The sequence below is a fragment of the Ligilactobacillus sp. UO.C109 genome (genome assembly GCF_026847815.1).
Taxonomy (GTDB): domain Bacteria; phylum Bacillota; class Bacilli; order Lactobacillales; family Lactobacillaceae; genus Ligilactobacillus; species Ligilactobacillus salivarius.
In genome coordinates this window covers 1-25,835 of the sequence record NZ_JAPSFH010000015.1, presented here as the reverse complement: position 1 = coordinate 25,835, position 25,835 = coordinate 1, and the positions used below count along the sequence as shown (strand labels likewise).

Here is a 25,835-nt window from a genome sequence, read left to right as displayed (position 1 = left end):
AAAATCAACATATGTTTATCACAATACAAAAAAAATCCCTCAATCATTAGCTTTTCAACTAACAATTAAGAGATTCTCTAAAAACTAATTTTTAATTACTCAGCAATTTCAACTGTTTCAATTACAACGTCTTCTTTTGGTTTGTCAGCCATATCTCTTTCAACTGCTGCAATTTCATCAACTACATCCATGCCAGATGTTACTTGTCCAAAAACAGTGTGGCGATGATCTAACCAAGGTGTACCACCATTTTCATAGGCAGTGATGATTTCTTTTGGATAGCCAGCTGCTTCCATTTGTCCTGCCATTTGTGCAGGTACGTTTTGGTTTTGAACGATGAAGAATTGACTTCCGTTTGTAGCTGGACCAGCATTAGCCATGGATAAAGCTCCACGAATGTTGAATAATTCATTTGAGAATTCATCTTCAAATGGTGCTCCCCAGATACTTTCGCCACCCATACCTGTTCCAGTTGGATCGCCACCTTGGATCATGAAGTCGTTGATAACGCGGTGGAAGATTACTCCGTCATAGTAACCTTTCTTTGCTAAACCAACAAAGTTTTCAACTGTCTTAGGTGCTTGTTCAGGGAAAAGTTGGATTACAATTTCACCATGATTTGTTTTGATTGTTGCCTTTGGTCCTTTTACATTTGCCAAATCTAATTGTGGATATGCCATTCTAAAAATGTCTCCTTTATTAATTAATCTTTCAAAATTATATCATGAATGACTTCAAATCAGAAATAAGTTCTACTTTTCAAAAAATTATCCCTATTACTTGACCTCAATCTTTTTTTCATTTATTCTATAAGTATCTTATATCGAACGGAGGTATCAGTCCATTGAAGAACTAATTCTGACTAACAAATTTAATCTCGTAAAGCCGAGTATTTATTTTTTGTGGACAGAATTTAGTTTAACATGGATTGGTATGCCTTGTGCTGTAAAGGCGTAGTTTCTTTATGGCATACTATTATTCATATTATTACCCCTGAGTCTGTCCACTGTGACAGGCTTTTTATTTTACTTAAGGATGTGATAATATGTCGACAATCTCGATTAAAAATCTTTCTTTCGCCTATAACGGTCAAGATCTACTCTTTGACAATGTTTCCCTATCACTTGATAGCCAATGGAAATTAGGACTGCTTGGACGCAATGGTCGCGGTAAGACTACCCTTTTAAATATTATTCAAGGAAAGCTAGATTACAGTGGTAAAATTAGCGCCAATATAGATTTTGAATATTTTCCTCAAGCAATCAGTAATAAAGATAATCTAACCTTATACGCTATTCAAGATAAGTTTCACGTGGAACAATGGGAACTGGAAAAAGAATTTTCACAACTTCAATTAGATCCTAAAGTATTGTGGCAACCTTTCAATACCCTTAGTGGTGGTGAACAAACTAAGGTATTACTAGCTCTAGCTTTCAAAAATAAGAATAGTTTTGTTTTGCTTGATGAACCTACTAACCATCTAGATGCACATACGCGTCAACAAGTTGCTACATATCTGAATAATAAGAAACAAGGATTTATTATTACTAGTCATGATCGCGATTTTCTCAATCAAGTTATTGATCATACACTTGTGATTGAAGCTCAAAATATTCGCTTGCAACAAGGCGATTATGCTAGATATGAAGAACAAAAAGCGATTGAAGATAAAAGTAACCTGGCTCAAAATGAAAAACTTAAACGTAATATTTCCCAACTTAAAACTTCTGCTGCTCAAAAGAAGAATTGGGCTCGTAGTGCTGAACGCGAAAAGGAGAATAACTCCCACGCTGATAAAGGCTTTATCACTGCCAAGGCCGCTAGAGTTATGAAACGTTCAACTACTATGCAAAAACGCATAGAATCTCAAATTAAAGATAAAGAAGGCTTACTGACAAATATTGAAACTATTACCCCATTGAGTATCAACTTTCAAACTAGTCATCATCAAGATATCTTGAATATTGAGAAACTTACTCTTGCTTACCCAGGATATGATAGTTTGTTCAAGCCGATTTCTTTCAATCTAAAACAAGGACAACAAGTAGTTCTCAAGGGTGATAATGGTTCAGGAAAATCTTCATTAATCAGAGCTATCTTGAAACAAGATGATATTAAGATTATTGAAGGAAATATTTCTCTAGCTAGCAATCTAAAAATTAGTTACTTGCAACAGTTAGAAGATAATAACACTGATAATCTCAAGCAATTTGCTGAACATCATCATCTAGAATACAACGAACTTCTCAATATTCTGCATAAATTAGGCGTGGAACGTACTACCTTTACTAACCGCATTTGTGACTTAAGTGCTGGTCAAAAGAAGAAAGTTTTCCTTGCAAAAAGCTTGCTAGAACCAGCTAATTTATACCTTTGGGATGAACCTTTGAACTATCTTGATACTTTCAATCAAGACCAAATTATTGAGTTAATTAAGACGTATCGCCCTACTATGCTGATTATCGAGCATGATAGTCGCTTTATTGATGAAATTGATGCAGAAGTTGTTGAACTGCAAAAATTATAGTTAGTCTTTATACATCAAAAAAATCCTAAGCTCATGAAGTTTAGGATTTTTTTACATAACAAGTTCTTAGCATTTTTCTTTATTTAAATTTCCGAAAATCTCTCTGATAAATTAAATAACCAATCACACAGGTTAAAATGTCCGCAACTGGTTGTGCCATTACTACTCCATGGTAGCCGAGAATCTTAACCATTACTACCATACTGATAAAATATACCACGCCTTGACGAGAAATCGACATCACCAAGGCACTCCAACCTTTCCCAGCTGATTGAAAAACAGTGGTATAAACCAAGATAGCTCCAATAAATGGCGTTGTTAGTAGACAGACTCTCAACATATAGGAACCATCAGCAACAATTTGTGGATTATTCATAAACAACTTAATTACAAATGGAGAAAATACAATCAAAACCAAAGAAGCAATAATTGCATAAATTACTTCCACCTTAAAATCATAACGTAAAACTTCACGGAATCTCTTTGCATTTTTGGCTCCATAGTTATACCCAATCAACGGCTGAGCTCCAAAAGCAAAACCTACCAAGACAAGTGTTACAATTCCATATACTTTTTGCGTAATTCCCATCGCCGCAACCTTGTCATTACCATAAATAACAAGATAGTTATTTAGTAAAGCCATTCCAAATGTCTGCATGAAATTAGTAACAGAACTTGGAATTCCAATTGCGATAATCTCTTTAAAATGATACCAACTAACCTTAATGTATTTGAGATTGAATGACAAATACTTGCTATCTTTCCAAGTAAAGTAGATTAGTAATCCTGTATTTAATACGTATCCTAAAATATTAGCGAAGGCTACCCCAGCAGCTCCCCATTTAAATCCAAATAGGAAAATCGGATCTAAAATAATGGCTAGTACTGTTCCAGAAATTGTCGCTATCATTGACTTAATCGCAAGTCCTTCTGTTCTAATCATGTTACCTGGAACTAATGACAATGTGATAAAAACCGAGCCGATTACCAATACACGATAAAATTCAGCTGCATATTGGTAAGTCTGAGCATTAGCCCCTAGAAGATGCATGATAGGTGCTTCAAAAACTAATAATAATACTGTCAAAATAATCGTAAAAATTATATCTCCATAAAAACTAAAGCTACTTACATGCTTACTTTCTTCATATCGTTTCTGTCCAAATAATCTTGAAATTAAGGCACTTCCACCTAAGCCAAAAATGTCACCGACTGCTAGCATAAACATAAATAGTGGCGAACTTACAGTAATTCCTGCCACTAAATCTGTGTTTCCAGTCTTAGCGACAAAATATGTATCAGCGATATTATATACCATACTAATAATCATACTAAACACTACCGGCAATGCTAGTTGATAGTAGACTTTTTTGACTGGAGCTTTTTCAAAAAGTTCTTCCAAAATATCACCTCAAAATTTAGTTGTCTTTTCATGTTACCACTATTTTAGACTTTTCGTAAGAAATTTTTAATCAATTACAACGCTCGATTTAACAAAATTCACTCCAAATTCAGTGTAATAATTAATTTGAGGATGGAAAAAACTAATGATTTCCAGCTTCTAGAAAAATAATTCGACTCCAAAATTTGGAGTCGAATTTTTATATTTTCAATATATTTAGCGGTTGTATAATATTTAGGACTGATAATGTAAGATTTTTTGCATACTAATTCAAATATAAAACAGATAAAATCAATTATTTTAAAAGTCTAACTTCATCTGTTGTTTTACTTTTTCATAGCTATTTTTCTAATCAAATACTTTTATCAAATAATCACTATGCTTGACCATTACCTTATCAGCTTTTTCAAGTATAGTAGCCGTTAAACTTTCATTATCTTCAAAATTCAAAGCTCCGACCACATCAAAAATTTCTTTCTTAATCAAACAACCATTTAAAGAATTTAATTTGCTTTGTCCAGATATATCTTCTAACTGATTGTCTTTTTCAACAAAGTAATACATCAATTGATTTAAGTTATAAGCCCTATCTTCAACTACTGCAATATCTGCTTGATTTTCCAAAATTATTTCCATTAAATCACTGATTGTTTTACTTAGCAGAACATATGGTGACTTAACAAAAAATATATGTTCACTTGAATTTTTTATAACAAAATTCATTACTCTAGAAAAATCATCATTTAAAGTAACTTCATAGTATTTCAAATTAGGATAGTATAATTGTAACTTTCGTACCTTTGCTTTTACCCTGTCATCTTGACTTACATCAATAACTTTTACTTCAATATTACAATAAGATTGTAGCAGAACACTTTCCAATGTTTTAGAATATTTAAATATATCTAATGTAACAACTATAGTAACTTTATTATCTTTCAAACTCTTACTCTTTTGTAAAAATCGATATTGATACAATTTATAAATATGTTCCATATTAATAATATTCTCTCGAATATAAAACGAGTATACTATATTATTCCACGGCTTTTCTACTCCGTAAAAATGGACAATGCCGACTTCTTTTTCTCTATCTTCAAGAAATTTTTTTCCACAATTCCATTTGGTATCTAAAAGCTTATAGCCATCTATAAAATAATAATTTAGAATATCTTGGTCACCATATTCACAAGATTCGGCTATGTCAACAGCAAAATCTACCAAATCGCTACAAATATCATACTTTCTAAATAAATTTAAATCCATAAGTAACATTCCTGAATTAAAATATGACTTTCTTTCAGAAACAATTTTTTGTGCTACATTAGGATTAATAAGTGTATCTTTAACTACCCCTATAAATTTTCCTTCTAAATCCGTTCTCCATAATTCAGTCAAATCTCTTAAAGCTAAAGTATCTACATCAAGATAAATTATTCGATCTAAACTAGGTAATAGATCAGCAAGAATAAATCTATAATATGACGTTACTGGTAATCCATTGTTTTTTAGCGAAATTTTACTTAATTTTTCTTGTTGTTTATCTAGAACTCTTACCATGTGTACTGTAACAGTTGAGAGTATATCATTCAATAATATTAATTTTTTTAAAGATTTTTCCGATAAATTATCATAAATTATGTATGCATCTACAAAGCTAGAAGTATTTTCATCAACTGAATATAGTAATGTTCCTATATGTTTTACTAAATTTTCATCTGTACATAGAGCTATACTTATCTTTTCTGCAACTTTATTAACATATCCATTCTTTTTATTTTGCTTTACGATCTTAAAAGCATCAGAGAAATATAATTCAGACTCTTTTCCACTATCTAACTCTGGTAATTTATTTCCAACTACTTGGTCATATACGTATTTATTCTGATAGCTAAAAATAATATTTTTAGCTTTCCACGATAGTCGATTAAGTAATACTTGATCTGACTTAACTAAATCATCAGCATCCATTTCATCTAATAAATTTTTCTTAATTAAAGCTCCACCTAATTTTCTAAATTCAACTTTTTCGATTTGTTGAAATAGGAATACATCCCTTAATATATGCTCATCTTCTCCAACAATAAAATAAAATTTTCCATCTCTAAGAGTCATAAAACTGTTTAACAATAGATCTGCATTTTTCTGAGTATAAACTTCATTCAAAGTTGTTATACTTTGTTCGTCAATCAAAAAGTCATTAGGTTCTACAAATAAAACCCTATCTCCATCGATCTTATTCAAGGCATATGCACGTAAATTTTCTAATTTATCGACATCTTTAACATATAAAGTCATCAAATCATTATTATTTGCTTTTTCTTCTAATTCTGAATTTTTTTGTGTACTAACTACTATCAACTCATAGTCTTTATAATTTTGATTTAATATCCTATCAACACATCTGGTTAGCTCTTTTTCATCTCCATGTGCTAAGACAATTACAGAAATTTTTCCTTCCATTCTTATCGACCCACTTTTTTCACTCAATTTATTCTCATTTTATCAAAAAAGTCCTTACTCTTGTAGAATAAGGACTAATATTTCTTAATCAGCTAGCTCACTTCTTAGCTTATCCAATTTAGGCTTCCAACTTTCTGAAAGTTTTCCCATTGCTGCATTATATTCATTATTCATAACCTGACTACATAAATCTCTTACGGCAGCAACATTAAAGTTCATGATTTCTGTAATCATCATCATTTCATCTAATACACGTTGCTTATCTTCATAGTCAGCCAAAATATCTCTATCACCTAAAGTTACTCGTTCATCAATTATATGATGATTGTACAATTCTTCTCCATCAACCACAATATTATTTGTGTGTAAGTATAACTTATAAGTTGTAGCCATATCTTTATTAATAAATTCCTTAGGATACATTACCCCTAAATGAGTTCTTATACTTACAAGTTTACCCCAACTATAAAAGAATGATGTCCAGTGACTTAAGAAGAGTAACAATGCTCTATATTTATCAATATTTGTATATTCATTATCTTCCAGTTCTTCAAAGTATGGTTTTAAATTAACTGATTGACTGAATTCTTTTTCACGGTATTCTTTAAATCCAGATATTACAATATCAGCGTTACTCTTATTTTGAATATCTACTAAATGTTGTAAATAGTCCGGTTCAACACTATCAGTTGCTTCAATCCAAGTGATAAAATCTCCGTCTGCCTCGCGCAAAATTAGATTTCTTGTATCATCAATTCCCTTATGATTTTGATGATAATATCTAATATTGTCACTCTTTTGAGCGTATTCGTAACAAATATTATATGAACCATCTGTTGAACCATCATCTACTAATAAAACTTCAAAATCTTGGAATGTTTGATTTAGAATTGAATCTAAACATTCTCTTAAATATTCATTTGCGTTATAAACAGGAACTCCAATACTTACTTTTACCATTTTTCTCCTCACCTCATAAATAATTAAATTTCTCAAATTCTAAATTTATTTATTCTTTTCAAACTATCTTCAATATACTTGTTTAAAGCATCTTTATCTTCATCATTTATTCTCCAAATATACCAAGCGTTATTACTTAACATATCAAACATTGCTTTATAATACATATCTACATTAAAATCTGCCAATTCTGCAATATATATAATTTCTTTATATGACATAATAAAGGTATCTATTACCTCTTTTGCATCTTTATATGTGCTTAACTTTTGACCTGTTATACTTTCAGGACGTATACGATATACATACATCATATCAGGAATGGCAATTATCTTATTAGCCCTTAGATATAATTTATGTTTACTTGAAATATCTTCGTGATTATATCCTTCTTTACAAAATACTCCTTTATAGATAGATGTTCTATCTATTCCTCCCCAATATCCTGAAAGCATTAAATTAAATCTTATCAAATCTTCAATCATATATTTAGCAGGAATAGCATTCTCAGAATCTTGATATTTACTAAATATATCAGCATAATTTGATATATAAATATTATCATCTCTATATGTCTTATGTCCCATTGTCACCATATCTGCATTGGTCTTTGCCTGTGTATCTACAAGTAATTTCAAGTAATTCTCTTCAATCCAATCATCACTATCTACCCAAGATATAAATTCCGTTTTGACATTCTTAATAATAGTATTCCTTGCTCCAGCTAAACCTTTATTTTCTTGATGAATTAACCTAAAGCGACTATCTTTAGCTACATATTCTTGACAAATTTTAAAAGAGTTATCAGTTGAACCATCATCTACTAAAATTACTTCAAAGTCCTTAAATGTTTGATTTAAAATCGAATCTAAACATTGTGGAAGGTATTCTGCTACGTTATATATTGGAACACCTATACTCACTTTTGCCATTATTCTATCACTTTAAACTACTATAATTTTCAAATATCTTTTTACGTTTCAAAATAAAGTCTAAATATTCTTTTTGCTGATCTTCATCCCAATTATTGTCAACACCTTGTACCTGTTTATCTAACCATTCAGAGTATAAGCTATGGAAATAATCTACTTCATAATTAGCATTTTCTATGTAATACATAAACTTCTCAAGATTAGTTACCTGCATTATTTTTCCATCTAAAATCTTTTCAAAATTAGTTACTCCATCTTGTGTTATACTCCCCGAACGAATTCGATATACATAACCCAATTCTGGGATACCCACTATTTTTTTTGAGTTTAGGTATAATTTAAATTTATTTCCTTGATCTTCATAGTTTAATCCTTCTGAAAAAACCACACCTTTATAAAGTTTTGCATCCATAATATTTCCCCAAACTGAAATTAATGCGTATATCCCCCAGAAAACATCAGACATTGCAATTTTTTTAGGTATTACATGGTCTGGAAAGGCACCATACTTATCCTGGTGACTTCCCATATAAAATTCATCATTCATAAATGTTTTGATACCAATACATACTATATCAGCACCAGTCTTTGCTTGCGTACTAACTAATCTTTCTAAATAATCATTTTCTAGCCAATCATCGCTATCTAGCCAAGCTATAAAATCACCAGTCATATGCTTCAAACACGTATTTCGCGCACCTGCTAATCCTTTATTTTCTTGGTGTATCAATTTAAAACGCTTATCTCTGGAAACATACTCTTGACAAATACGGAAAGAATCATCCGTTGATCCATCATCTACTAAAATTACTTCAAAGTCTGTAAATGTTTGACTCAAAACTGAATTTAAACATTGATGCAAGTATTCTGATACATTATATATCGGTATTCCTATACTCACTTTTACCATAATCTTAAACTCCATTACTATTTTTTTAACGTTTTTCTAATAACTTTTTTCTCTTTAAAATAAAATTATTACTTTTTTCTTGTTCTTCAATCGTCCATCCATTATCTCTTACAATTTGATTATCAAGCCATTTTTCGTATAAGTCATAAAAATAACTCAATTCAAAATTACTTATCTCCAAATAAAATATCAATCTTTCTAGATATTGAACGGCAACTACTTTATTATTAAATTCCACTTCAAAAGTATTAGTACGATTAGATCCCATAATACTACTTGAACGTATTCTATAAATATATCCTGATCCCGGAAGGCCCACAATTTTCTTAGATCTTAAAAACAATTTATATTTATTACCGTAATCTTCATACATTAAATTACCTGAAAATACAAATCCCTTGTACAATTCAGCACCTACTAAATTTCCACACATATTAACTAACAGATATTTACTACCAAACATATCAGCGATTGCTACTTTAGTTGGAATAACCCTATCAGGAAAATCATTATATCTTTCCATATTTCCATTAACAATATAAATATTGCCATCTCTAAAAGTTTTTAGTCCTGTAGAAATTATATCTGCACCTGTTTTTTCTTGTGTATCAATTAACTTCTCTAAATAATCTTCATCAACCCAATCATCACTGTCTATCCATGTAATGAATTTTCCATTCATATGTCACAAACATGCGTTCCTAGCTTTAGCTACTCCACCATTTTCTTGATGAAACAATTTAAAACGGCTATCTTTAGAGGCATATTTTTGACAGATTTCAAAAGAACCATCTGTTGAACCATCGTCCACCATAATTACTTCAAAATCTGTAAATGTCTGCCTTAAAATTGAATCTAAGCATTGTGGTAGATACTCTTCTACGTTATGAAACGGTACCCCTATACTTATTCGTGGCATCTAATCCCCCCAATACTTACGTAACTTTTGATTATATTCTTCAACGTATTCTCGGAATTTCACTTTATCTTCTTCACTGAGTTTGTTATTTTGTGCTTCATATTCCATTCTTCCCAGAAACTCTCTGAAGCAGAAGTCTATATCAAAACCAGTAATATCAGCATAGTACAACAAGATTTCCAAACCTTTCGCCATGTCTTCTGTTTTTCTGATTCTATCTTTTAGGAGTTCTGCAGTAGGATTCATTATACTTCCTGACCTACTTCGATAAATGTATGGTGTATCTGGTACTGCCACAATCTTATTTGCTTTAAAATAAAGCTTGAATTTTGTACCTTGATCTTCCATATCGATATTTTCTGCAAATGCTATTCCGTTATAAAGTTCTCTTGTACCTAAACTTCCCCAAACGGTTGTTAGGTTTAAAGAAGTCCAAAAAGAATCATGAATAGCAGCTTCTAGTGGAATAACGTAATTAGGATATTTGCCATATGCCTGTTCATAGTCAGCTACATAAATATTGCCATCTCTATATCCTTTATGACCAACATTGACTAAATCAGCACCTGTTTTTATCTGTGTATCGACTAAAATCTTCAAATAATCAGGCTCTACCCAGTCATCACTATCTATCCAGGTAATATATTCACCCGTCATATGTTTTAGAGCAGTATTTCTAGCAGCTGATCTTCCACCATTTTTTTGATGGATTAATTTAAACCTTTTATCTCTGCCCACATACTCCTGACAAATTTCAAATGATTTACCGTCAGTTGATCCATCATCTACCATGATAACTTCAAAATCTGTAAAAGTTTGATCAATAATTGAATCTAGACATTGCGGTAGATATTCAGCTACATTATACACAGGCATGCCTATACTAACTTTTACCATTCAACTAGCTCCCTTCTAGGGAAGAAATGATTTATGTATCGAATCAACTAAAGCCTTTTTGGTAAAACATGCATTTTCTATTTTGAACTTAAACTCATCAAGGGCTTTAATATATCTACCATACTCTTCTTCTGTCATTGCATTAACAACATCAACTGCTTCTTCTAAAGAGTCTACTCCTATCCCTAGATGTTCTTTTTCAATCAATTCCATACATGAGATACTCTTATGAACAATTAATGGTATTCCAGCTCTTAAATATGTTGACATCTTATAAGAATTACAATATTTCATATACTCTTTGGTATCCTCATCTTCAGACCAGATTAAACCAAAACCACCCTTACGCAGTTCATGTAGTAAATCATATTCATTGAGAAAACCATGATAATTTATATTTTCAGCTTCTACCATTTCATCATTTTTTTTACCATATAATTCAAGTCTTGTATCACAGTTAATAGGAAAGTTCTTTGAAATCATAAATTTTGCGTCATTACCTACAAAATTAATTTGATTTTTAAGTTCTGGCATTTTTTGAAATACCATTTCCTTATCAGCATCCCATAAATGTTGAATTGTCATAGGTGTTGTAACACCTTGTTCTTTTAAGTATTCAGCCATATTTTCAGAAGCAACAACCAAACTATTAGCGATATTAAACATTTGTATATAAGTTGACATATCTCCCTGTTCCATCGGAAACATCATAGGGCGAACGTCATGGATGAAAAAGATAATATTTAATCCACCGAAGCCACCAATACCTATAAGTTTATTCATGAAGAATATATCAAAATTTGGATCGTTCCATGTTGGACTTTGATAAATTATTGTATCTCCAGGTTTAACCCCTGTTAGAATTCCATCAACTCTTTTAGAAAGTTCATTTCTTTCTTCAGGTTCGTAATTTAAATAAGGTACACGAATTTCTTCTATTCCTAATTTTTTCGCTACACTAGTCACTAAATTTTGGGATTTCGTTGCAACTCCGCCTAGATTATAGATATTCGTAATATATACATTCATAAAAAATATAGCTCCTCTTTAGTTCTCATAATCAATTTCTATCCAAAATGATTTATCATGCAGATATTTTCTTTTTGCACCATTAAAAATACGTGAACTTTGAATCATATCAGGCATATCCAAATTAATATTTGATTCTTTCAATATTTCCGTACTAAAAAGGTACCCTTCATTTCTAGAAAATAATTTTGGTTTTTCAACGATTAAATCTTCTAATTTTCTATCAGAAATATCTACTACATCTCCACTTTCATTTGGTAGATAGAAAGCATCATCTTTTACAGAGAATCTTTGATGTGAAGTCATTACATAATCTGCATTTTTCTCCATAGCTGTCTCAACTAAATTTGATAATGAATCCCAATCTTTGAAGTAACTTGCTTCTTTCATGAAATACAAATAATCCGCATCTGCTGCCATCTGTTCTAATTCTTCTTTGTTTTTAATGATATTAATTTGATGATAATATGCCTTTATTGCATCAGCATGGCTGTTTTCTTTTGCTGGTAATAAAGCAACTTCGTAATTCCCATAGTTTTGATAGTCTATACTTTCAGCTGTTACTACTTCTTTTCCAAGATCTTCTGTTTCATGGACAATAAGTAATACTTTAGGTCTATTAAAGATTGCTTTATTCGCTTGTCGTTGATATTTTCGATACAACCATATTGACGGTAGGATATATGAAGAAATACCGGGATGTATTTTCCATGGCTTTGAATCAGAATACCCACAATAATGCTTAATCACTGTTTCAGGATTAGAATTTTCTAGTATCTTTTGATTTTCAACTATATAGTTATATTTATCCTCTAATAACTTAACTTTATAGAAGAAAAAGGTGTTAAATGCATCTTGATCACCTAATAAGTAGAATTTAGATGTTTCTAGAATAAATTGCGTAAATCTTTCTACAACTTTATTTTTCCTCATCAATTCAAGATCCATGAGTAACATTCCTGAATTAAAGTATTTATTACCATTCTCACCCAATAACATATATGACCAAGAATCTTTATTTTCAGTGAACGGATAGTCTCTGACAACCCCCAAAATATTATTATCTAGATCTATTCTATATAATTTCCCTATGTCACTTAAAATAAGCATGTCAATATCAAGATAAATTATTCGCTTAGCCTCTGGCACTAACTCTGGGAGTAGTAATCTAAAGTAAGCCTCAGTTGGCAAAGTATTTTCTTTAAATTGGGATAACCATTCATATTGATAGTCTCGAACCTTACGCAATTTTATCTTAACATTCGTTAGTACTTCATTTAATCTTGCAATACCTTCAAAAGAGGAGTCATTTAATTTGTAATAAATTAAATATACATCTACTTTTTCTTGTGTATTTTTGTCAATAGAAAAAATCATCGGAGTGATGTGTTGACAATAATTATCATCTACACAAATAGCAATATTTACTACATCATCTATTCTTTCATTAGTCGAAAGTTCAATATCTTTTAAATAATCAGGTAACGGGATTTCATCTCTATTAAATTCAACTGGTTTTCGTCCTTCTTCTTCGAACCAAACATACTCTCCTCTCCCTCTTTTATCAAAAACGGGATTTGTACTGTTATGAATTAAGTAGTTAACAAATTGTTGTTCAGAAGTAATATGTATATTTAAATTATATAGTAGTTCTTTCTTAAATAATTTTCCATCTAACGTTCTCATTTCATGGTGTTTAAAAAAATAGAACCAAGAATTGGAATCTGTTATTACTTCAACATCGGCTTCTCCTTCTAAGTAATGAAAGAAACCATCCTTCAATTTAAGAGATAACATCGCCAAGAAATTAGAATTATTTTCTTCCATATCTTTGCATATATTAGATAAGACTTGATCATTCATCAATGCATCTAGTGGATTAATAAAAAATATATACTCTCCATTCACTTTATTTAATGAAAAATCTCTAGCTTCTGACCGACTAAGTTCTGGACGAATGTAAATTTTAATCATTGAGTTTTCTTCATAATTTGATAATGTATCACTTGGATTTGAACTAACAATTATTAACTCTTTATTCGGATAATCTTGACTAAGAATGTTATCAATGCAATATCCTAATCTTCCTTCTTGACCATTAGTTAATATTATTATAGAAATCATTTTCTCATCTATCATAAAATTACCTCTGATATCTTTATAGTTCGTAAAGTGTATCTACTAACACTTTTTTAGTAAAGTAATTATCTACTAACAATCCACTAACTTTGGAAACAGATTCAGCATACTTGCGATACTCATCTTCACTCATCGCTTTAACTCTTTCCACAGCTTCTTCTAAAGAATCTACAACAATTCCCCAGTGATTGTCTTCGATTAGCTTTCTACACGAAATATCGCGATGTACAATTAATGGAATACCTGCTCGTAAATAGGTTGATACTTTGTAAGAAGCATTGTATTTCATATATTCTCTCCAATACATATCTTCTGTCCAAACTAAGCCAAATCCACCTTCATGTAATTCTGATAACAACTTAACTTCATCTACATAGCCATGATAATGTACATTGTCTGGAATAAGTTTATCTTCAGGTTTATGATCATATATTTCTAATTCAATATCATTTGAATTTATATTCTCTGTGATTCCGAATTTTTCATCGCTTCCAGCAAAGTTTATTCTAGGTAGATATTTAGTTTCGGAATTACTTATAAAGTCAACTGGTATATCCCAGAGATTTTGAATAACAAACTTCTCAACTGTTACACCTTTACTAATTAAATAATCCTTCATATTTTCTGAAGGTACGATTAACAAATCTGCCTTATTATACAATTCAATAAATAATGGCATTAATTCCCTATTACCTTCGAACATCATTGGTGGTATATCATTAATGAAAATAGCTACTTTCCCCTGATATTGTCTAACTCTATCTATAAAGTCCCTTTCAACTTTAGAAGTAATCCAGATTGGTGATTGAAAAATAACGGTATCTCCTACTTCCAACCCAGCTAAAATCCCAACAACTTTTTTATCAAATTCTTCTGGATCTCTCAAACCGTTGTCATATAAGATAGAGATCTCATTAAAACCTAATTGCTTAGCTACTTCTACAGTTCTTCTTTGGGCAACTGTAGCTATTCCACCAACTCCATATAAGTTTGTAATATGTGTCCGGCTCATTAAAAATCCCCCTATAATAATACCTTTTTATAGTTTGGAACTGTTTCATCTGTTGGATGCTTTATATCGGCCATATATAAAGCCTTAGCTAAATTCAAATTTTTTTGTCCAAAATTCTCAAATAAATTAATCACTTTCACTCACATCCTACTATCACATATTCCAATTACTACATATTCCAGTATCTCTTCAATTTTTCCTTGTACTTATCTATGTATTCAAGATACAGCTGCTTATCTTCTTCACTTCTAGCCATTCCTTCTCTATATAAGCTATATGATGTAAGGTAATTAATTGCATCTTCATGAATTTTTCTTACATTCAAATCCATAAGTTCCATATAGTACACATATTTTTCGATATTACTTATCATATCGTTGGAAATCTTCAGTTCTTCTGAAAAAGTCTTTTGTTGTTTAGATTTACCAATGGTTCCATTATCTCTTTGTCTATAGCCATATAATTGATCTGGAATTGCAACAACTACATTTGATCTTGGATACAATTTAAACTTATTGCCAAAATCTTCATACATTATTCCTTGAGCACATGTCCATCCTCTATATAAACGGCTATCTATCAATGTTCCAGCTAATTCAATTATTTGATACCTATCAAATAAAACTGTTTCTAAAGCTTCCATCCCTGATATTTTTATCATTTCCTGTTTATGAAAAAATGGTGAATAATCTACATAATAGTCGCCATTATCTCTAATATAAAAAAACATACAATTTACTATTTGAGCATCCGTTCTTGCTTGTACTTCAAGTAATCTCTCCAAATAGATAGGGTTCACTCTATCGTCGCTATCTATCCAAGTTATATATTCTCCTTGCATATTTTTCAAACAAGTATTTCTTGCGCCACCATTCCCCTCATTTTCTTGATGAATTAGCTTAAAACGATCATCTTTAGCTACATACTCTTGACAAATATTAAAGGAATTATCAGTTGAACCATCATCTACCATAATTACTTCAAAGTCAGTAAATGTTTGTTTCACAATTGAATCAAGGCATTGTCGTAAATACTTAGCTACATTATAGACAGGGACGCCAATACTTATTTTAACCATTTCATTCACCTCACTTAGACTTTCTATTTACTCAATACCTTTTTATAGTTTGGAACTGTTTCATCATCTGCCGCTACACGTTGTTTATACAATAAGTCTTGTAACGTATCTGCATCGCTAAACGCATGTCTGATCTTATCAGTCATCTTCATGTATAAATCTGGCTTGTAAATATTCTCAGGTGCGACAAAAGTTCTATTGTGAGCAGTAGTATCAAAGCCTAAAATCAGCATATTTTCTCTAAATGCAACTCTAGTAATACCTAAAATTTCATTACCATAGTTAATGTCTAGGTAAATATCACATTTCTTAAACAATTCTTCACTGATTTCAGGAACGATACTTGGATATAAGGTAACATTGCTATATTCATCAAAAGCTAATAACTTGCTAGACATTTCTGTTAAAGCTCCAATATAGAAATGGAATCCTTCTAAGTTCTCAACCAACTCTTTTAAGTGTTCAATTTGGTCAGAGTTAGTCATAATTAGAATATTCTTTCTTTGCTTATTTAAGCGATCATGAGGGTAGATTGTTCCCAAATAACTAACCATATCTTTTTTATCATCTGGTAACATATTAATTACTTTGTTATAGACTTCTTTCTTTTGAATAATGATCTTCTTAGTACGAGTATCATTGTTAAGCAAATAAGCCATATTTCCTGGTATTTCTTGTCCTACATCTTCACTCCAGAAGAGAACATCGTTTTCCTTGCCAGTATTAGCAAGTTGTAAACTTACAAATAAAGGTAGAGATAAGGAATTATAGTAGATACTATCCTTGTCATATCCACGTTCTTTAAGATAATACACGACAAAATCTACCAAACTATCAAAAATGATTTCATCTTGATCAAGTTTCAAAGTAATTCTATTGGTTGTAAAATCTCTTAATATTTTTTCTTTACCATTAGCGTCAAAGAATGTCTGTAACAAATGGTTTCCTTCATTATCGCAGACTGTTTCGGCAAATAAATTACCATGACTGTCGTAATGGTCAATACTTCTTACTCTGCCTGCCTCGTTCAACCATTCTACACGTTCAACCAAACGTAAATGTTTGGGCTCAGTGTAAATAATGTTGGCTCTTTTCTTGTTTATTTCATACACTTCGCCTGTATTATTATTCCCTCTAACTTCCCATAAATCTGGGTGTTTTATCTGATTGAAATAACGCGCCTTACCATCGCTATTTTGATCTATATAATATTCAAAAGGCGATTCTACTTCTGGTGGTAAGAAACCACTATAATTCATCACTACTGTTGGATGCTTTATATCAGCCATATATAATGCCTTAGCTAAATCCAAATCTTTTTGTCCAAAATTCTCAAATAAATTAATCACTTTCACTCACATCCTACTATCACATATTCCAATATCGTTGTAACTTTTGTTTCTGTTTATTAATTGCTTCTCGATATATTTTATTATCTTCTTCACCCAAATTAACATCGGTATATAAATCATTTAATTTTTCTATATACGTTTCACGAATCTTTTCAACATTATAATTGGATACATCAGCATAATATACTAACTTATCCCAATTATATGTATAAAATTGTAAATCATCTAATTCCTTTTCAAGTGATGATTGCCGTCTCATGATACTTCCTTCACGAATACGATAGCCATATAATTGCTCGAGTAATAATATATTTTTCTTTGATTGTAAATATAATTTAAATTTATTACCTTGATCTTCATAAATTACTCCTTGAGATATTGATATACCTTTATACAATCTTCTAGGTATTAATGTTCCCCAGAATTCTACTATAGCTAAATGACTATCAATAGCATCTAATAATATATCTAATTTTTGAAAATTAATTACTTGATTATTGTTTTCATACATTTTATATAAATTATCATAATTGGTTATATAATATACATTGTTTCCTCGTATATGTTTTTTTGCACACTTAACTATATCAGCACCTGTTTCTGCTTGTACTTCAAGTAATCTTTCTAAATAATTATTATCTACTACGTCATCACTATCAATCCAAGTTATAAATTCGCCATGCATATTCTTAATACAAGTATTTCTTGCACCTGCTAGGCCTTTATTTTCTTGATGAATTAACTTAAAACGATTATCTTTAGCTACATATTCTTGGCAAATACTAAAGGAATTATCAGTCGAACCATCATCTACCATAATTACTTCAAAATCAGTAAATGTTTGTTCCATAATTGAATTTAGACATTGTCTCAAGTATTCTTCGACATTATAAACAGGAACCCCTATACTTACTTTTACCATGTACTAATGTCACCTACACTTTTATAGTTTACTTATTTTTTGTTTATGTCTATCAATCGCTTCATGGTATGTTTTAGCATCTTCTTGACTTAAGTTAACTTCTGCAGATAACTTATCCAATTCTTTTATATATGCTTCACGTATCTCTCGAACATTATAATTTGCTACTTCAATGTAATACAGTAATTTATCCCAGTTATATATAAGCTTTTAAAGCAGACAAGTCTTTATTCGTCATACGCATAATGCTTCCTTCACGAATACGATAACCATATAATTGTTCAAGCAATATCACATTCTTCTTTGATCTTAAATATAACTTAAATTTATTGCCTTGATCTTCAAAAACTACCCTCTGGGAAAGTGTTATACCATTATATAACTCTCTATGTATTAGTGTTCCCCAAAATTCAACGACTGCTAAACGAGAGTCAATAGCATCCAATATTAAGTCCAATTTAGAAACTTCTATTATTTTTTCTTTTGTTTTATATATTCTATCGTAGTTAGTTATGAGAAATATATTACTATCCCTTATATATTTTTTTAATATTTAACTATATCAGCACCTGTTTCAGCTTGTACCGTAAGTAATCTTTCTAAATAATTATTGTCTACTACATCATCGCTATCAATCCAAGTTATATATTCGCCGTGCATATATTTTAAACATGTATTTCTCGCTCCTGCTAGTCCTTTATTTTCTTGATGAATTAACTTAAAGCGTTTATCTCTTGCTACATATTCTTGACAGATGTTAAATGAATTATCAGTTGAACCATCATCCACCATGATTACTTCAAAGTCTTTGAAAGTTTGATTCATGATTGAATCCAGACACTCCCTCAAATATGCTTCAACATTATATACTGGCACCCCTATACTTACTTTTACCATTGTCATTCATCACCCATATTCCAATATCGTTTCAGCTTTTCTTTATACTTGTTTACATATTCAAAATATAATTGCTTATCTTCCTCACTTCTAAGCATATTAGCTCTATATAAACTATATCCTGTAATATAATCAATACTCTCTTTATAAATTTTTTTCTCACTAAAATTCATAATATCCATGTAATAAATATATTTTTCAACATTAGTTAGCATATTATTAGAAACTTTCAATTCTTCTAAAAAAGTTTTTGGTTGATTAGTTTTACCAATTGTTCCATTATTTCTTTGTCTATAACCATACAGTTGTTCTGGAATTGCAACTATAGTATTTGCTCTTGGATACAACTTAAATTTACTTCCAAAATCTTCATACATTACTCCTTCTGTACAATACCAGCCTTTATATAAGCTGCTTTCTACTAACGTTCCAGCTAGTTCAATTATTTTATATTTATCAAATAAAACTGTTTTTAAAGCATCTCTCCCAGATAATTCTATTCTTTTTAAGTTCGGATATATTGGTGTATAGTCGAAATAATGTTCCGTCCCATTCTTAATGTAATAAAACATGCAATTTATTATCTGAGCATCGGTTTCTTTTTGAACTTGCAGTAATTTTTCTAGATAATTCGGCTTAATTACATCATCGCTATCAATCCAAGTTATAAATTCACCATTCATGTACTTTAAACATGTATTTCTTGATCCGCCATTACCTTTATTTTCTTGATGAATTAACTTAAAACGATTATCTTTAGCTACATATTCTTGGCAAATACTAAAGGAATTATCAGTCGAACCATCATCTACCATAATTACTTCAAAATCAGTGAATGTTTGTTCCATAATTGAATTTAGACATTGTCTCAAGTATTCTTCGACATTATAAACAGGAACTCCTATACTTATTTTTACCATTATCATTCACCACACATATTCCAATATCTTTTTAGCTTTTCTTTATATCTGTTTATATACTTAAAATATCGTTGCTTGTCTTCTTCGTTTTCAATCATATCTACTCTATATGAATTAAAAAATACATCAATAAATTCAAGAATATGCAGGTGTTCTTCTTCTACGTCTATATTTGCAACTTCCATATAGTAAGTATACTTTTCTATAAAATGCATCAAATTTTTGGTTAACTTAAGTTCTTCTGAAAATGTTTTTTTCCGAGTTGCCGCTTTCATAATACTACTATTTCTTTGCCTATAACCATATAATTGTTCTGGAACTAGCACTACCTTATTTGTTCTTAGATATAATTTAAATTTATTATCCGCATCTTCAAATGTAACTCCTTGAGAACAAAACCATCCTTTATATAATTTACTATCCACTAATGTTCCCCATAGTGTGTATGTTTTGTACCTATCTAATAAAAACATTTTAATCGCATTTCTTCCTGATAATTCTATTCTTTTTAAATCTGGATATACTGGCGTATAATCATAATAATATTCAATTCCATCCTTAATGCCATAATATATGCAATTTATTATCTGAGCACCCGTTTCAACTTGGACTTGCAATAGCTTTTCTAGGTAGTCAGGTTTGACCTTATCGTCACTATCAATCCAAGTTATAAATTCGCCATGCATATATTTTAAACATGTATTTCTCGCTCCTGCCAGACCTTTATTTTCTTGATGAATTAACTTAAAGCGATTATCTCTTGCTACATATTCTTGACAGATGTCAAATGAATTATCAGTTGAACCATCATCCACCATGATTACTTCAAAGTCTTTGAAAGTTTGATTCATGATTGAATCCAGACATTCCCTTAAATATGCTTCGACATTATATACTGGCACCCCTATACTTACTTTTACCATTTTATAACCTCTTATTTACCTTAAAATTCCAATTTCGAGATAGGACCAATTCATTAATTTCTGCAGTTAAGCGTTTGATTTGCAGAAATTTAAAAATTGGTCCTATGTCTAGAATGCTAATTTGAGCTTTTTAATAATTTTATTTCCAAGACAATAATTTAGCCCACATTCCTTGCACATTCTCACTCAAATAATGCTTGGCTAATTTGTACGAGTTATCGTGCATTTTTTCGATATGATTATCTTTAAATAGGTTAACGATCGCTTGACGTAAACTTTCAACAACTTGTTCACGTTCCATACCGACTTTATAAGGCAATAAATAACCATTTTCCTTATCATCAATAAATGTCTGATTACCATAACGAACATCAAACCCTACCATTGCTAAACCAGAACCTACTGCTTCCATCAAACTTAAACCGAAACCTTCACTAGTAGATGCAGCAATATAAGCATCATAATTTTTATAAGCTTCTGTTAAATCATGATGCCCTTTCAGAGTAATGTAATCCTGAGCTTGGTATTTACTGATTAATTCAACTAATTTTTGACGCTCTCCACCTTGACCATAAATATCAAAAGTCAATGCTGGAACTTCCTTTTTAGCCTGTACCACAGCTTCTACTAACCAATCAACATGCTTTTCACTTGCTAAACGTGAAGCTGTTATCAAACTATAATGATTACGTTCATGGTCAGGATATCTTAATTTATCTAGTGATCCAACCGGAACTGTTACTAAATTTGGCTTCTTATCAGTATATTTATCAAATTGTTCTCTCAATAAATTAGTTTGAGCATCAGTTGAAGAAATAATCGCTGCAAATTTATCCGCATTATCAAATTCATATTCGTAGAAGTTATTCCACAAAATATTATCTTCGGTAGTTGAACTCTCTGCAAAATGATCTGCATGTACTACTGATACCAATTTTGCCGGTTGATAGTTACGTAAGATAATAGGACCAATATCTGTTGCTCTATCCATGATTACAGTATCTTCTGCTGTTAAATTTAGTTTCTTTAAAAAGTATTCAAAGAACTCTAGTTTAGAGTAAAATATTTGATCTGGTAAACGATACAATTCTGTTTTATCGTCAACTAATTGCTCATACGCAACAGTTCCATCCTCGTTGTAAAAACGACGTAAATAAACACGCATTTGACCGTTAACATTACGTAAATGTTCGGCTGCATAGCAAGTATAACTATAAAATTCTCGCTTCATAAGACTATTATCATAATAATATTCTACTCTATCTATATAATCTTTTTCAGGATCTCTAAAATGACAAACTATTTTTCTCTTATCATTTTCAAGAGTGTAAGTAATGCTACTATCCACTCTATTTTTGCTATAGTTCTTATTTTTTAATTTCTCTTCAATTTTATGTAATGGATATGTAGAAGGTGCTATTTTTATATCTGTAAAAAATTGATATAACCAGATTATCTCATTATCTTCAAAACCAATATTTTTAGTAAAAGTTTCAATGTTTTCATTTAAGATTAGATCAGTAAAGATAAACTTAGCTGGTTGATTGATTTTTCTTAACAATTCTGCTCGGTAAGCTTGAGCGTATTCAACTCCACTACTTGCCCAACCAATTCCTAGATTGATATTATAAACTACCATACTTTCACTCACTTCCGTTTTAAATATTACACAATAAATTATAGCATAGTTACACCTTGTATTTATCAGAGAATACTAAAAAAGCTGATATGTTTCCATATCAACTTTGACCATAATTATGATATTACTTTAACCCAATCATAACTATTTTTTCGTATTCTTTTCTTAGCTCTATACAAGATTTCTGCCATTAATTTCTTTTCATCTTCAAAATTCAGTTCTTCAAAATTACTAAACAATTTTTTATCAAATATATGTCCTGCAAGCATATTATAGTCATTGCCTAGATATTTACTTTGTAAACTTTCTACAGATTCAGAAGAAAGATCAATTTCTTCGTTATTTGCTCCATAACCTATAAGTCGATCTTCAGTAGGATAATATATCATCATCACACTAGTTACTATGCTCGCTGCATCTTTAACCATGATGCTAACTAATTTATCAAACATATTATTTTCATTAATATAGTTAGGAGAATCTAAGAAATACAAGTAATCACCCTTGGAACGTTTAATCGCAAATTCTCGCATCTTACCTATATTTCTATTATCACACTTGATATACACAATGTATGGTAATATTTTCATTAATTCCTCAACTTTTTCCTTAAGTTCATCTCCAGTTGTGGTATCTAAAATTATAATCTCTTTGTTAGGATATGTCTGACATAATATACTCTCTAAACTCTTAAAGAAATCATCATCAGAATGAGCTGTAATAATTGTAGAAATTTTATTCTCACACCCTTTATAGTCTATAAATTGTGCCAATTCATAATAATATCTTCTATATAGTTGAACAAAACTCTTTATTTTATCATCTGCTACATATGAATATAAATTTCGTAATGGTTTTGCAAAACTAAAATAATGTAGTATTTTTATGTTACTTACCCCAGTATATTTCTTATGACTATATACACCATAATTCCAACTGCTATCTAGCAATTTTACAGCATCTAGAAAATAAAGATTGAGTGCATCTTGATCTCCCAGATTATACAAATCAGTTGTATCTATGAGATAATCAAAGAATTCATTTATTATGTTATATTTTCTAAATAGGAATAAATCTAGTACTAACACACCTGAATTAAAATATTCTCGTCTTCTAGGTTTTAATATATTAGTTCCTGACTCTACAAAAGCTTGTTCATCGAGACAAGCAGCTAGGAAATTTCCTTCTAAGTTGGTATGCCACAACTCTGTTAAATCACCGACTGCTAAAATATCCACATCAAGATAAATTATCCGATCAATATCCGGTAAAATATCCGCAAGAAAAATTCTATAATATGAACTTATAGGAAGATTATATATATCTTTACCCAAAGTTATCTTATCTAATCTTTTGTGTAACTTTTCTGAAATTTTTACAGTCTGTAAATTCACAGTCTGCATCTTTTCGTTTATCCAATTTAATTTTTCGAGTGATTCATTAGATAATTCTTTATAAATTACATAAATATTCACAAAACTGGAAGTATGCTTATAAATCGAATAGACTAAAGATCCTACATAATCTATTACGTTATTATCTACACATAATGCTACTTCTATAGTTTCAGGTATCTTTTGCTTATATTGTCTTATTTTGTTGTTTTCTACAAGGTTATATGTATTTGAGAAATGGAATTCACTACCTTTTCCCCAAATTAAATCTGAATTTCTACTTTCTTCTACCACATATGTATAGAAATTTAGAGAAGTATATAGTATTTTTTCAGCTTTTTTTGCCAAATTTTTTAATAATAATTGTTCTGGCATATCATAGTCAGTGATTTTATCGAACAATTCCTTTTTAATTAATGCACCACTTAAACTTCTAAACTCAATTTCTTTCAACTGAAGAACTTGGAATCTATTATATGACAAAATTTTGTTTTTTTCTGTTTTATATAAAAACTTTCCCTCTTTTAATGTCATATAGCTATTAACTATTAAATCTGCATTTTCCTTAACAACTAAATCATTCAGTTTATCTAATCCCTTATCATCAATAAGAAAATCTTGAGGATCAATAAAAACTATATATTTACCTGTAGTTTGCTGAATAGCTTTCTCACGTAACGTACCCCAGTCGTCATTTTCAGATATATACAACTTTATCTTAGGATTATTTTGAATTTTTTTCTCTAATTCATCATTGTATTGATTATTCATGATGATTAGTTCGTACTCCTTATAATTTTGTTGTAATATACTATCTACACATTTACTTATTTTTTCTTCATTTCCCTTAGCTAATATAATTAGTGATATCATTATTTCTCCTCTTTTCACTTAACTTATCTTATCTTAAAACACTCTACTTTTATTTTATTTATGTACATAAAAAGAGCAAGAAGTTTATAAGCTACTTGCTCTTTTCTTAGATTCAATCTAATTCAACGATATTTGGGGGATTATCGTTATTAATCTTTTCTCTTTTTCTTAGCTCTCAACAATGTCAAGCTCGTCAATACGAATAGTCCACCTAGAACTCCTGTATTAGTTGAACTATCACCTGTTTGTGGTAGTTTCTTGTGTTCTACATTATGTTTCAAACTATTACTTGAAGCTTTATTTGCTAATCCAGGATTTGTAGTTACCATCGTATTTCCGTTATTTCCATCATTCATGTTTTCAGATGAAATAGTATTAGATAGACTTTCACTCAAACTATCAATTAGAGATGCACTTGCACTCAACGAACTTGATGTACTTAAGCTTTCGCTTTCGCTCAAGGATCTGCTTATACTGTCTAATTCATCTGTGTTCATTGAAGAACTTCCACTCAATGAACTTGATACGCTTAGGCTTTCACTCAAGCTGCTTGATGTGCTCAAGCTTTCGCTCAAGGATCTGCTTATACTATCTGATTCATCTGTATTCATTGAAGAACTTCCACTCAATGAACTTGATACGCTTAG

Annotated in this window: 20 protein-coding genes and 3 pseudogenes; 2 read left to right on the top strand and 21 right to left on the bottom strand. The window is 30.4% G+C overall.

Features of this window, described 5'->3' with window-relative positions; all coding sequences use genetic code 11:
- Window positions 1-95: 95 nt before the first annotated feature.
- Complete coding sequence (locus OZJ21_RS03725; protein WP_003705092.1) at window positions 96-680, bottom strand: peptidylprolyl isomerase; 585 nt, start codon at window positions 678-680, stop codon at window positions 96-98.
- 365 nt (window positions 681-1,045) lie between these two features.
- On the opposite strand from OZJ21_RS03725, the gene abc-f reads away from it, so the two are divergent.
- On the top strand, window positions 1,046-2,527 hold the full coding sequence (abc-f, locus tag OZJ21_RS03720) for a ribosomal protection-like ABC-F family protein (protein WP_081530134.1): 1,482 nt from the start codon (window positions 1,046-1,048) through the stop codon (window positions 2,525-2,527).
- A 79-nt stretch (window positions 2,528-2,606) separates the two neighbouring features.
- Here the strand turns inward: abc-f and OZJ21_RS03715 are convergent, their stop codons facing one another.
- The 20 genes and pseudogenes from OZJ21_RS03715 to OZJ21_RS03615 form a co-directional block, all read right to left on the bottom strand.
- A complete protein-coding gene (locus OZJ21_RS03715) occupies window positions 2,607-3,929 on the bottom strand; it encodes an MATE family efflux transporter (RefSeq protein WP_268857478.1) in 1,323 nt (440 codons plus the stop codon).
- A gap of 348 nt (window positions 3,930-4,277) precedes the next feature.
- Window positions 4,278-6,392: a glycosyltransferase gene (locus OZJ21_RS03710; protein ID WP_268857477.1), complete on the bottom strand. Its 2,115-nt coding sequence runs from the start codon at window positions 6,390-6,392 to the stop codon at window positions 4,278-4,280.
- An 84-nt stretch (window positions 6,393-6,476) separates the two neighbouring features.
- The gene (locus OZJ21_RS03705) at window positions 6,477-7,352 is read right to left on the bottom strand and encodes a glycosyltransferase family 2 protein (protein ID WP_268857476.1); all 876 of its coding nucleotides are present in this window, start codon (window positions 7,350-7,352) and stop codon (window positions 6,477-6,479) included.
- Between the two features lie 32 nt (window positions 7,353-7,384).
- Window positions 7,385-8,284 carry a glycosyltransferase family 2 protein gene (locus tag OZJ21_RS03700; protein ID WP_268857475.1) on the bottom strand — a complete coding sequence of 300 codons (900 nt, stop codon included), beginning with the start codon at window positions 8,282-8,284 and terminating at the stop codon, window positions 7,385-7,387.
- Between the two features lie 7 nt (window positions 8,285-8,291).
- The gene (locus tag OZJ21_RS03695) at window positions 8,292-9,194 is read right to left on the bottom strand and encodes a glycosyltransferase family 2 protein (protein ID WP_268857474.1); all 903 of its coding nucleotides are present in this window, start codon (window positions 9,192-9,194) and stop codon (window positions 8,292-8,294) included.
- A gap of 25 nt (window positions 9,195-9,219) precedes the next feature.
- Window positions 9,220-10,113: pseudogene (locus OZJ21_RS03690) on the bottom strand (glycosyltransferase family 2 protein).
- Window positions 10,114-11,010 carry a glycosyltransferase family 2 protein gene (locus OZJ21_RS03685; RefSeq protein WP_101897986.1) on the bottom strand — a complete coding sequence of 299 codons (897 nt, stop codon included), beginning with the start codon at window positions 11,008-11,010 and terminating at the stop codon, window positions 10,114-10,116. It abuts the pseudogene before it with no gap.
- A gap of 15 nt (window positions 11,011-11,025) precedes the next feature.
- Window positions 11,026-12,039, bottom strand: coding sequence for a nucleotide sugar synthetase (locus OZJ21_RS03680; RefSeq protein ID WP_268857473.1), 1,014 nt, complete (start codon window positions 12,037-12,039; stop codon window positions 11,026-11,028).
- An 18-nt stretch (window positions 12,040-12,057) separates the two neighbouring features.
- Complete coding sequence (locus OZJ21_RS03675; RefSeq protein WP_268857472.1) at window positions 12,058-14,178, bottom strand: glycosyltransferase family 8 protein; 2,121 nt, start codon at window positions 14,176-14,178, stop codon at window positions 12,058-12,060.
- A gap of 19 nt (window positions 14,179-14,197) precedes the next feature.
- Window positions 14,198-15,190 carry a nucleotide sugar synthetase gene (locus OZJ21_RS03670; protein WP_268857471.1) on the bottom strand — a complete coding sequence of 331 codons (993 nt, stop codon included), beginning with the start codon at window positions 15,188-15,190 and terminating at the stop codon, window positions 14,198-14,200.
- Between the two features lie 11 nt (window positions 15,191-15,201).
- Window positions 15,202-15,324, bottom strand: a complete 123-nt coding sequence (locus OZJ21_RS03665) for a hypothetical protein (protein ID WP_268857470.1) — start codon at window positions 15,322-15,324, stop codon at window positions 15,202-15,204.
- Window positions 15,325-15,359: 35 nt separating this feature from the next.
- Complete coding sequence (locus tag OZJ21_RS03660; RefSeq protein WP_268857469.1) at window positions 15,360-16,268, bottom strand: glycosyltransferase family 2 protein; 909 nt, start codon at window positions 16,266-16,268, stop codon at window positions 15,360-15,362.
- A gap of 23 nt (window positions 16,269-16,291) precedes the next feature.
- Window positions 16,292-17,617: an accessory Sec system glycosylation chaperone GtfB gene (gene gtfB, locus OZJ21_RS03655; protein ID WP_268857468.1), complete on the bottom strand. Its 1,326-nt coding sequence runs from the start codon at window positions 17,615-17,617 to the stop codon at window positions 16,292-16,294.
- A 19-nt stretch (window positions 17,618-17,636) separates the two neighbouring features.
- Complete coding sequence (locus OZJ21_RS03650) at window positions 17,637-18,542, bottom strand: glycosyltransferase family 2 protein (RefSeq protein WP_003705125.1); 906 nt, start codon at window positions 18,540-18,542, stop codon at window positions 17,637-17,639.
- A 21-nt stretch (window positions 18,543-18,563) separates the two neighbouring features.
- A pseudogene (locus OZJ21_RS09825) lies at window positions 18,564-19,439 on the bottom strand (glycosyltransferase family 2 protein).
- A 2-nt stretch (window positions 19,440-19,441) separates the two neighbouring features.
- A complete protein-coding gene (locus tag OZJ21_RS03635; RefSeq protein WP_268857467.1) occupies window positions 19,442-20,359 on the bottom strand; it encodes a glycosyltransferase family 2 protein in 918 nt (305 codons plus the stop codon).
- 2 nt (window positions 20,360-20,361) lie between these two features.
- Window positions 20,362-21,282 carry a glycosyltransferase family 2 protein gene (locus OZJ21_RS03630; RefSeq protein WP_268857466.1) on the bottom strand — a complete coding sequence of 307 codons (921 nt, stop codon included), beginning with the start codon at window positions 21,280-21,282 and terminating at the stop codon, window positions 20,362-20,364.
- A 139-nt stretch (window positions 21,283-21,421) separates the two neighbouring features.
- Window positions 21,422-22,921 (bottom strand): accessory Sec system glycosyltransferase GtfA, encoded by a 1,500-nt coding sequence (gene gtfA / locus OZJ21_RS03625; protein WP_268857465.1) that lies wholly within the window; start codon window positions 22,919-22,921, stop codon window positions 21,422-21,424.
- A 116-nt stretch (window positions 22,922-23,037) separates the two neighbouring features.
- A complete protein-coding gene (locus tag OZJ21_RS03620) occupies window positions 23,038-25,188 on the bottom strand; it encodes a glycosyltransferase (protein WP_268857464.1) in 2,151 nt (716 codons plus the stop codon).
- Window positions 25,189-25,337: 149 nt separating this feature from the next.
- Window positions 25,338-25,517, bottom strand: a complete 180-nt coding sequence (locus OZJ21_RS03615; protein ID WP_253006269.1) for an LPXTG cell wall anchor domain-containing protein — start codon at window positions 25,515-25,517, stop codon at window positions 25,338-25,340.
- A gap of 25 nt (window positions 25,518-25,542) precedes the next feature.
- On the opposite strand from OZJ21_RS03615, the pseudogene OZJ21_RS03610 reads away from it, so the two are divergent.
- Window positions 25,543-25,835, top strand: a pseudogene (locus tag OZJ21_RS03610) (hypothetical protein); the annotation flags it as partial.

Excerpts from the sequence above, each read along its gene's own strand:
- OZJ21_RS03725 (WP_003705092.1), bottom strand. The coding sequence starts at position 680 with ATGGCATATCCACAATTAGATTTGGCAAATGTAAAAGGACCAAAGGCA.
- abc-f (WP_081530134.1), top strand. The coding sequence starts at position 1,046 with ATGTCGACAATCTCGATTAAAAATCTTTCTTTCGCCTATAACGGTCAA.
- OZJ21_RS03710 (WP_268857477.1), bottom strand. The coding sequence starts at position 6,392 with ATGGAAGGAAAAATTTCTGTAATTGTCTTAGCACATGGAGATGAAAAA.
- OZJ21_RS03705 (WP_268857476.1), bottom strand. The coding sequence starts at position 7,352 with ATGGTAAAAGTAAGTATTGGAGTTCCTGTTTATAACGCAAATGAATAT.
- OZJ21_RS03700 (WP_268857475.1), bottom strand. The coding sequence starts at position 8,284 with ATGGCAAAAGTGAGTATAGGTGTTCCAATATATAACGTAGCAGAATAC.
- OZJ21_RS03695 (WP_268857474.1), bottom strand. The coding sequence starts at position 9,194 with ATGGTAAAAGTGAGTATAGGAATACCGATATATAATGTATCAGAATAC.
- OZJ21_RS03685 (WP_101897986.1), bottom strand. The coding sequence starts at position 11,010 with ATGGTAAAAGTTAGTATAGGCATGCCTGTGTATAATGTAGCTGAATAT.
- OZJ21_RS03680 (WP_268857473.1), bottom strand. The coding sequence starts at position 12,039 with ATGAATGTATATATTACGAATATCTATAATCTAGGCGGAGTTGCAACG.
- OZJ21_RS03675 (WP_268857472.1), bottom strand. The coding sequence starts at position 14,178 with ATGATAGATGAGAAAATGATTTCTATAATAATATTAACTAATGGTCAA.
- OZJ21_RS03670 (WP_268857471.1), bottom strand. The coding sequence starts at position 15,190 with ATGAGCCGGACACATATTACAAACTTATATGGAGTTGGTGGAATAGCT.
- OZJ21_RS03660 (WP_268857469.1), bottom strand. The coding sequence starts at position 16,268 with ATGGTTAAAATAAGTATTGGCGTCCCTGTCTATAATGTAGCTAAGTAT.
- OZJ21_RS03650 (WP_003705125.1), bottom strand. The coding sequence starts at position 18,542 with ATGGTAAAAGTAAGTATAGGGGTTCCTGTTTATAATGTCGAAGAATAC.
- OZJ21_RS03635 (WP_268857467.1), bottom strand. The coding sequence starts at position 20,359 with ATGGTAAAAATAAGTATAGGAGTTCCTGTTTATAATGTCGAAGAATAC.
- OZJ21_RS03630 (WP_268857466.1), bottom strand. The coding sequence starts at position 21,282 with ATGGTAAAAGTAAGTATAGGGGTGCCAGTATATAATGTCGAAGCATAT.
- gtfA (WP_268857465.1), bottom strand. The coding sequence starts at position 22,921 with ATGGTAGTTTATAATATCAATCTAGGAATTGGTTGGGCAAGTAGTGGA.
- OZJ21_RS03620 (WP_268857464.1), bottom strand. The coding sequence starts at position 25,188 with ATGATATCACTAATTATATTAGCTAAGGGAAATGAAGAAAAAATAAGT.
- OZJ21_RS03615 (WP_253006269.1), bottom strand. The coding sequence starts at position 25,517 with ATGGTAACTACAAATCCTGGATTAGCAAATAAAGCTTCAAGTAATAGT.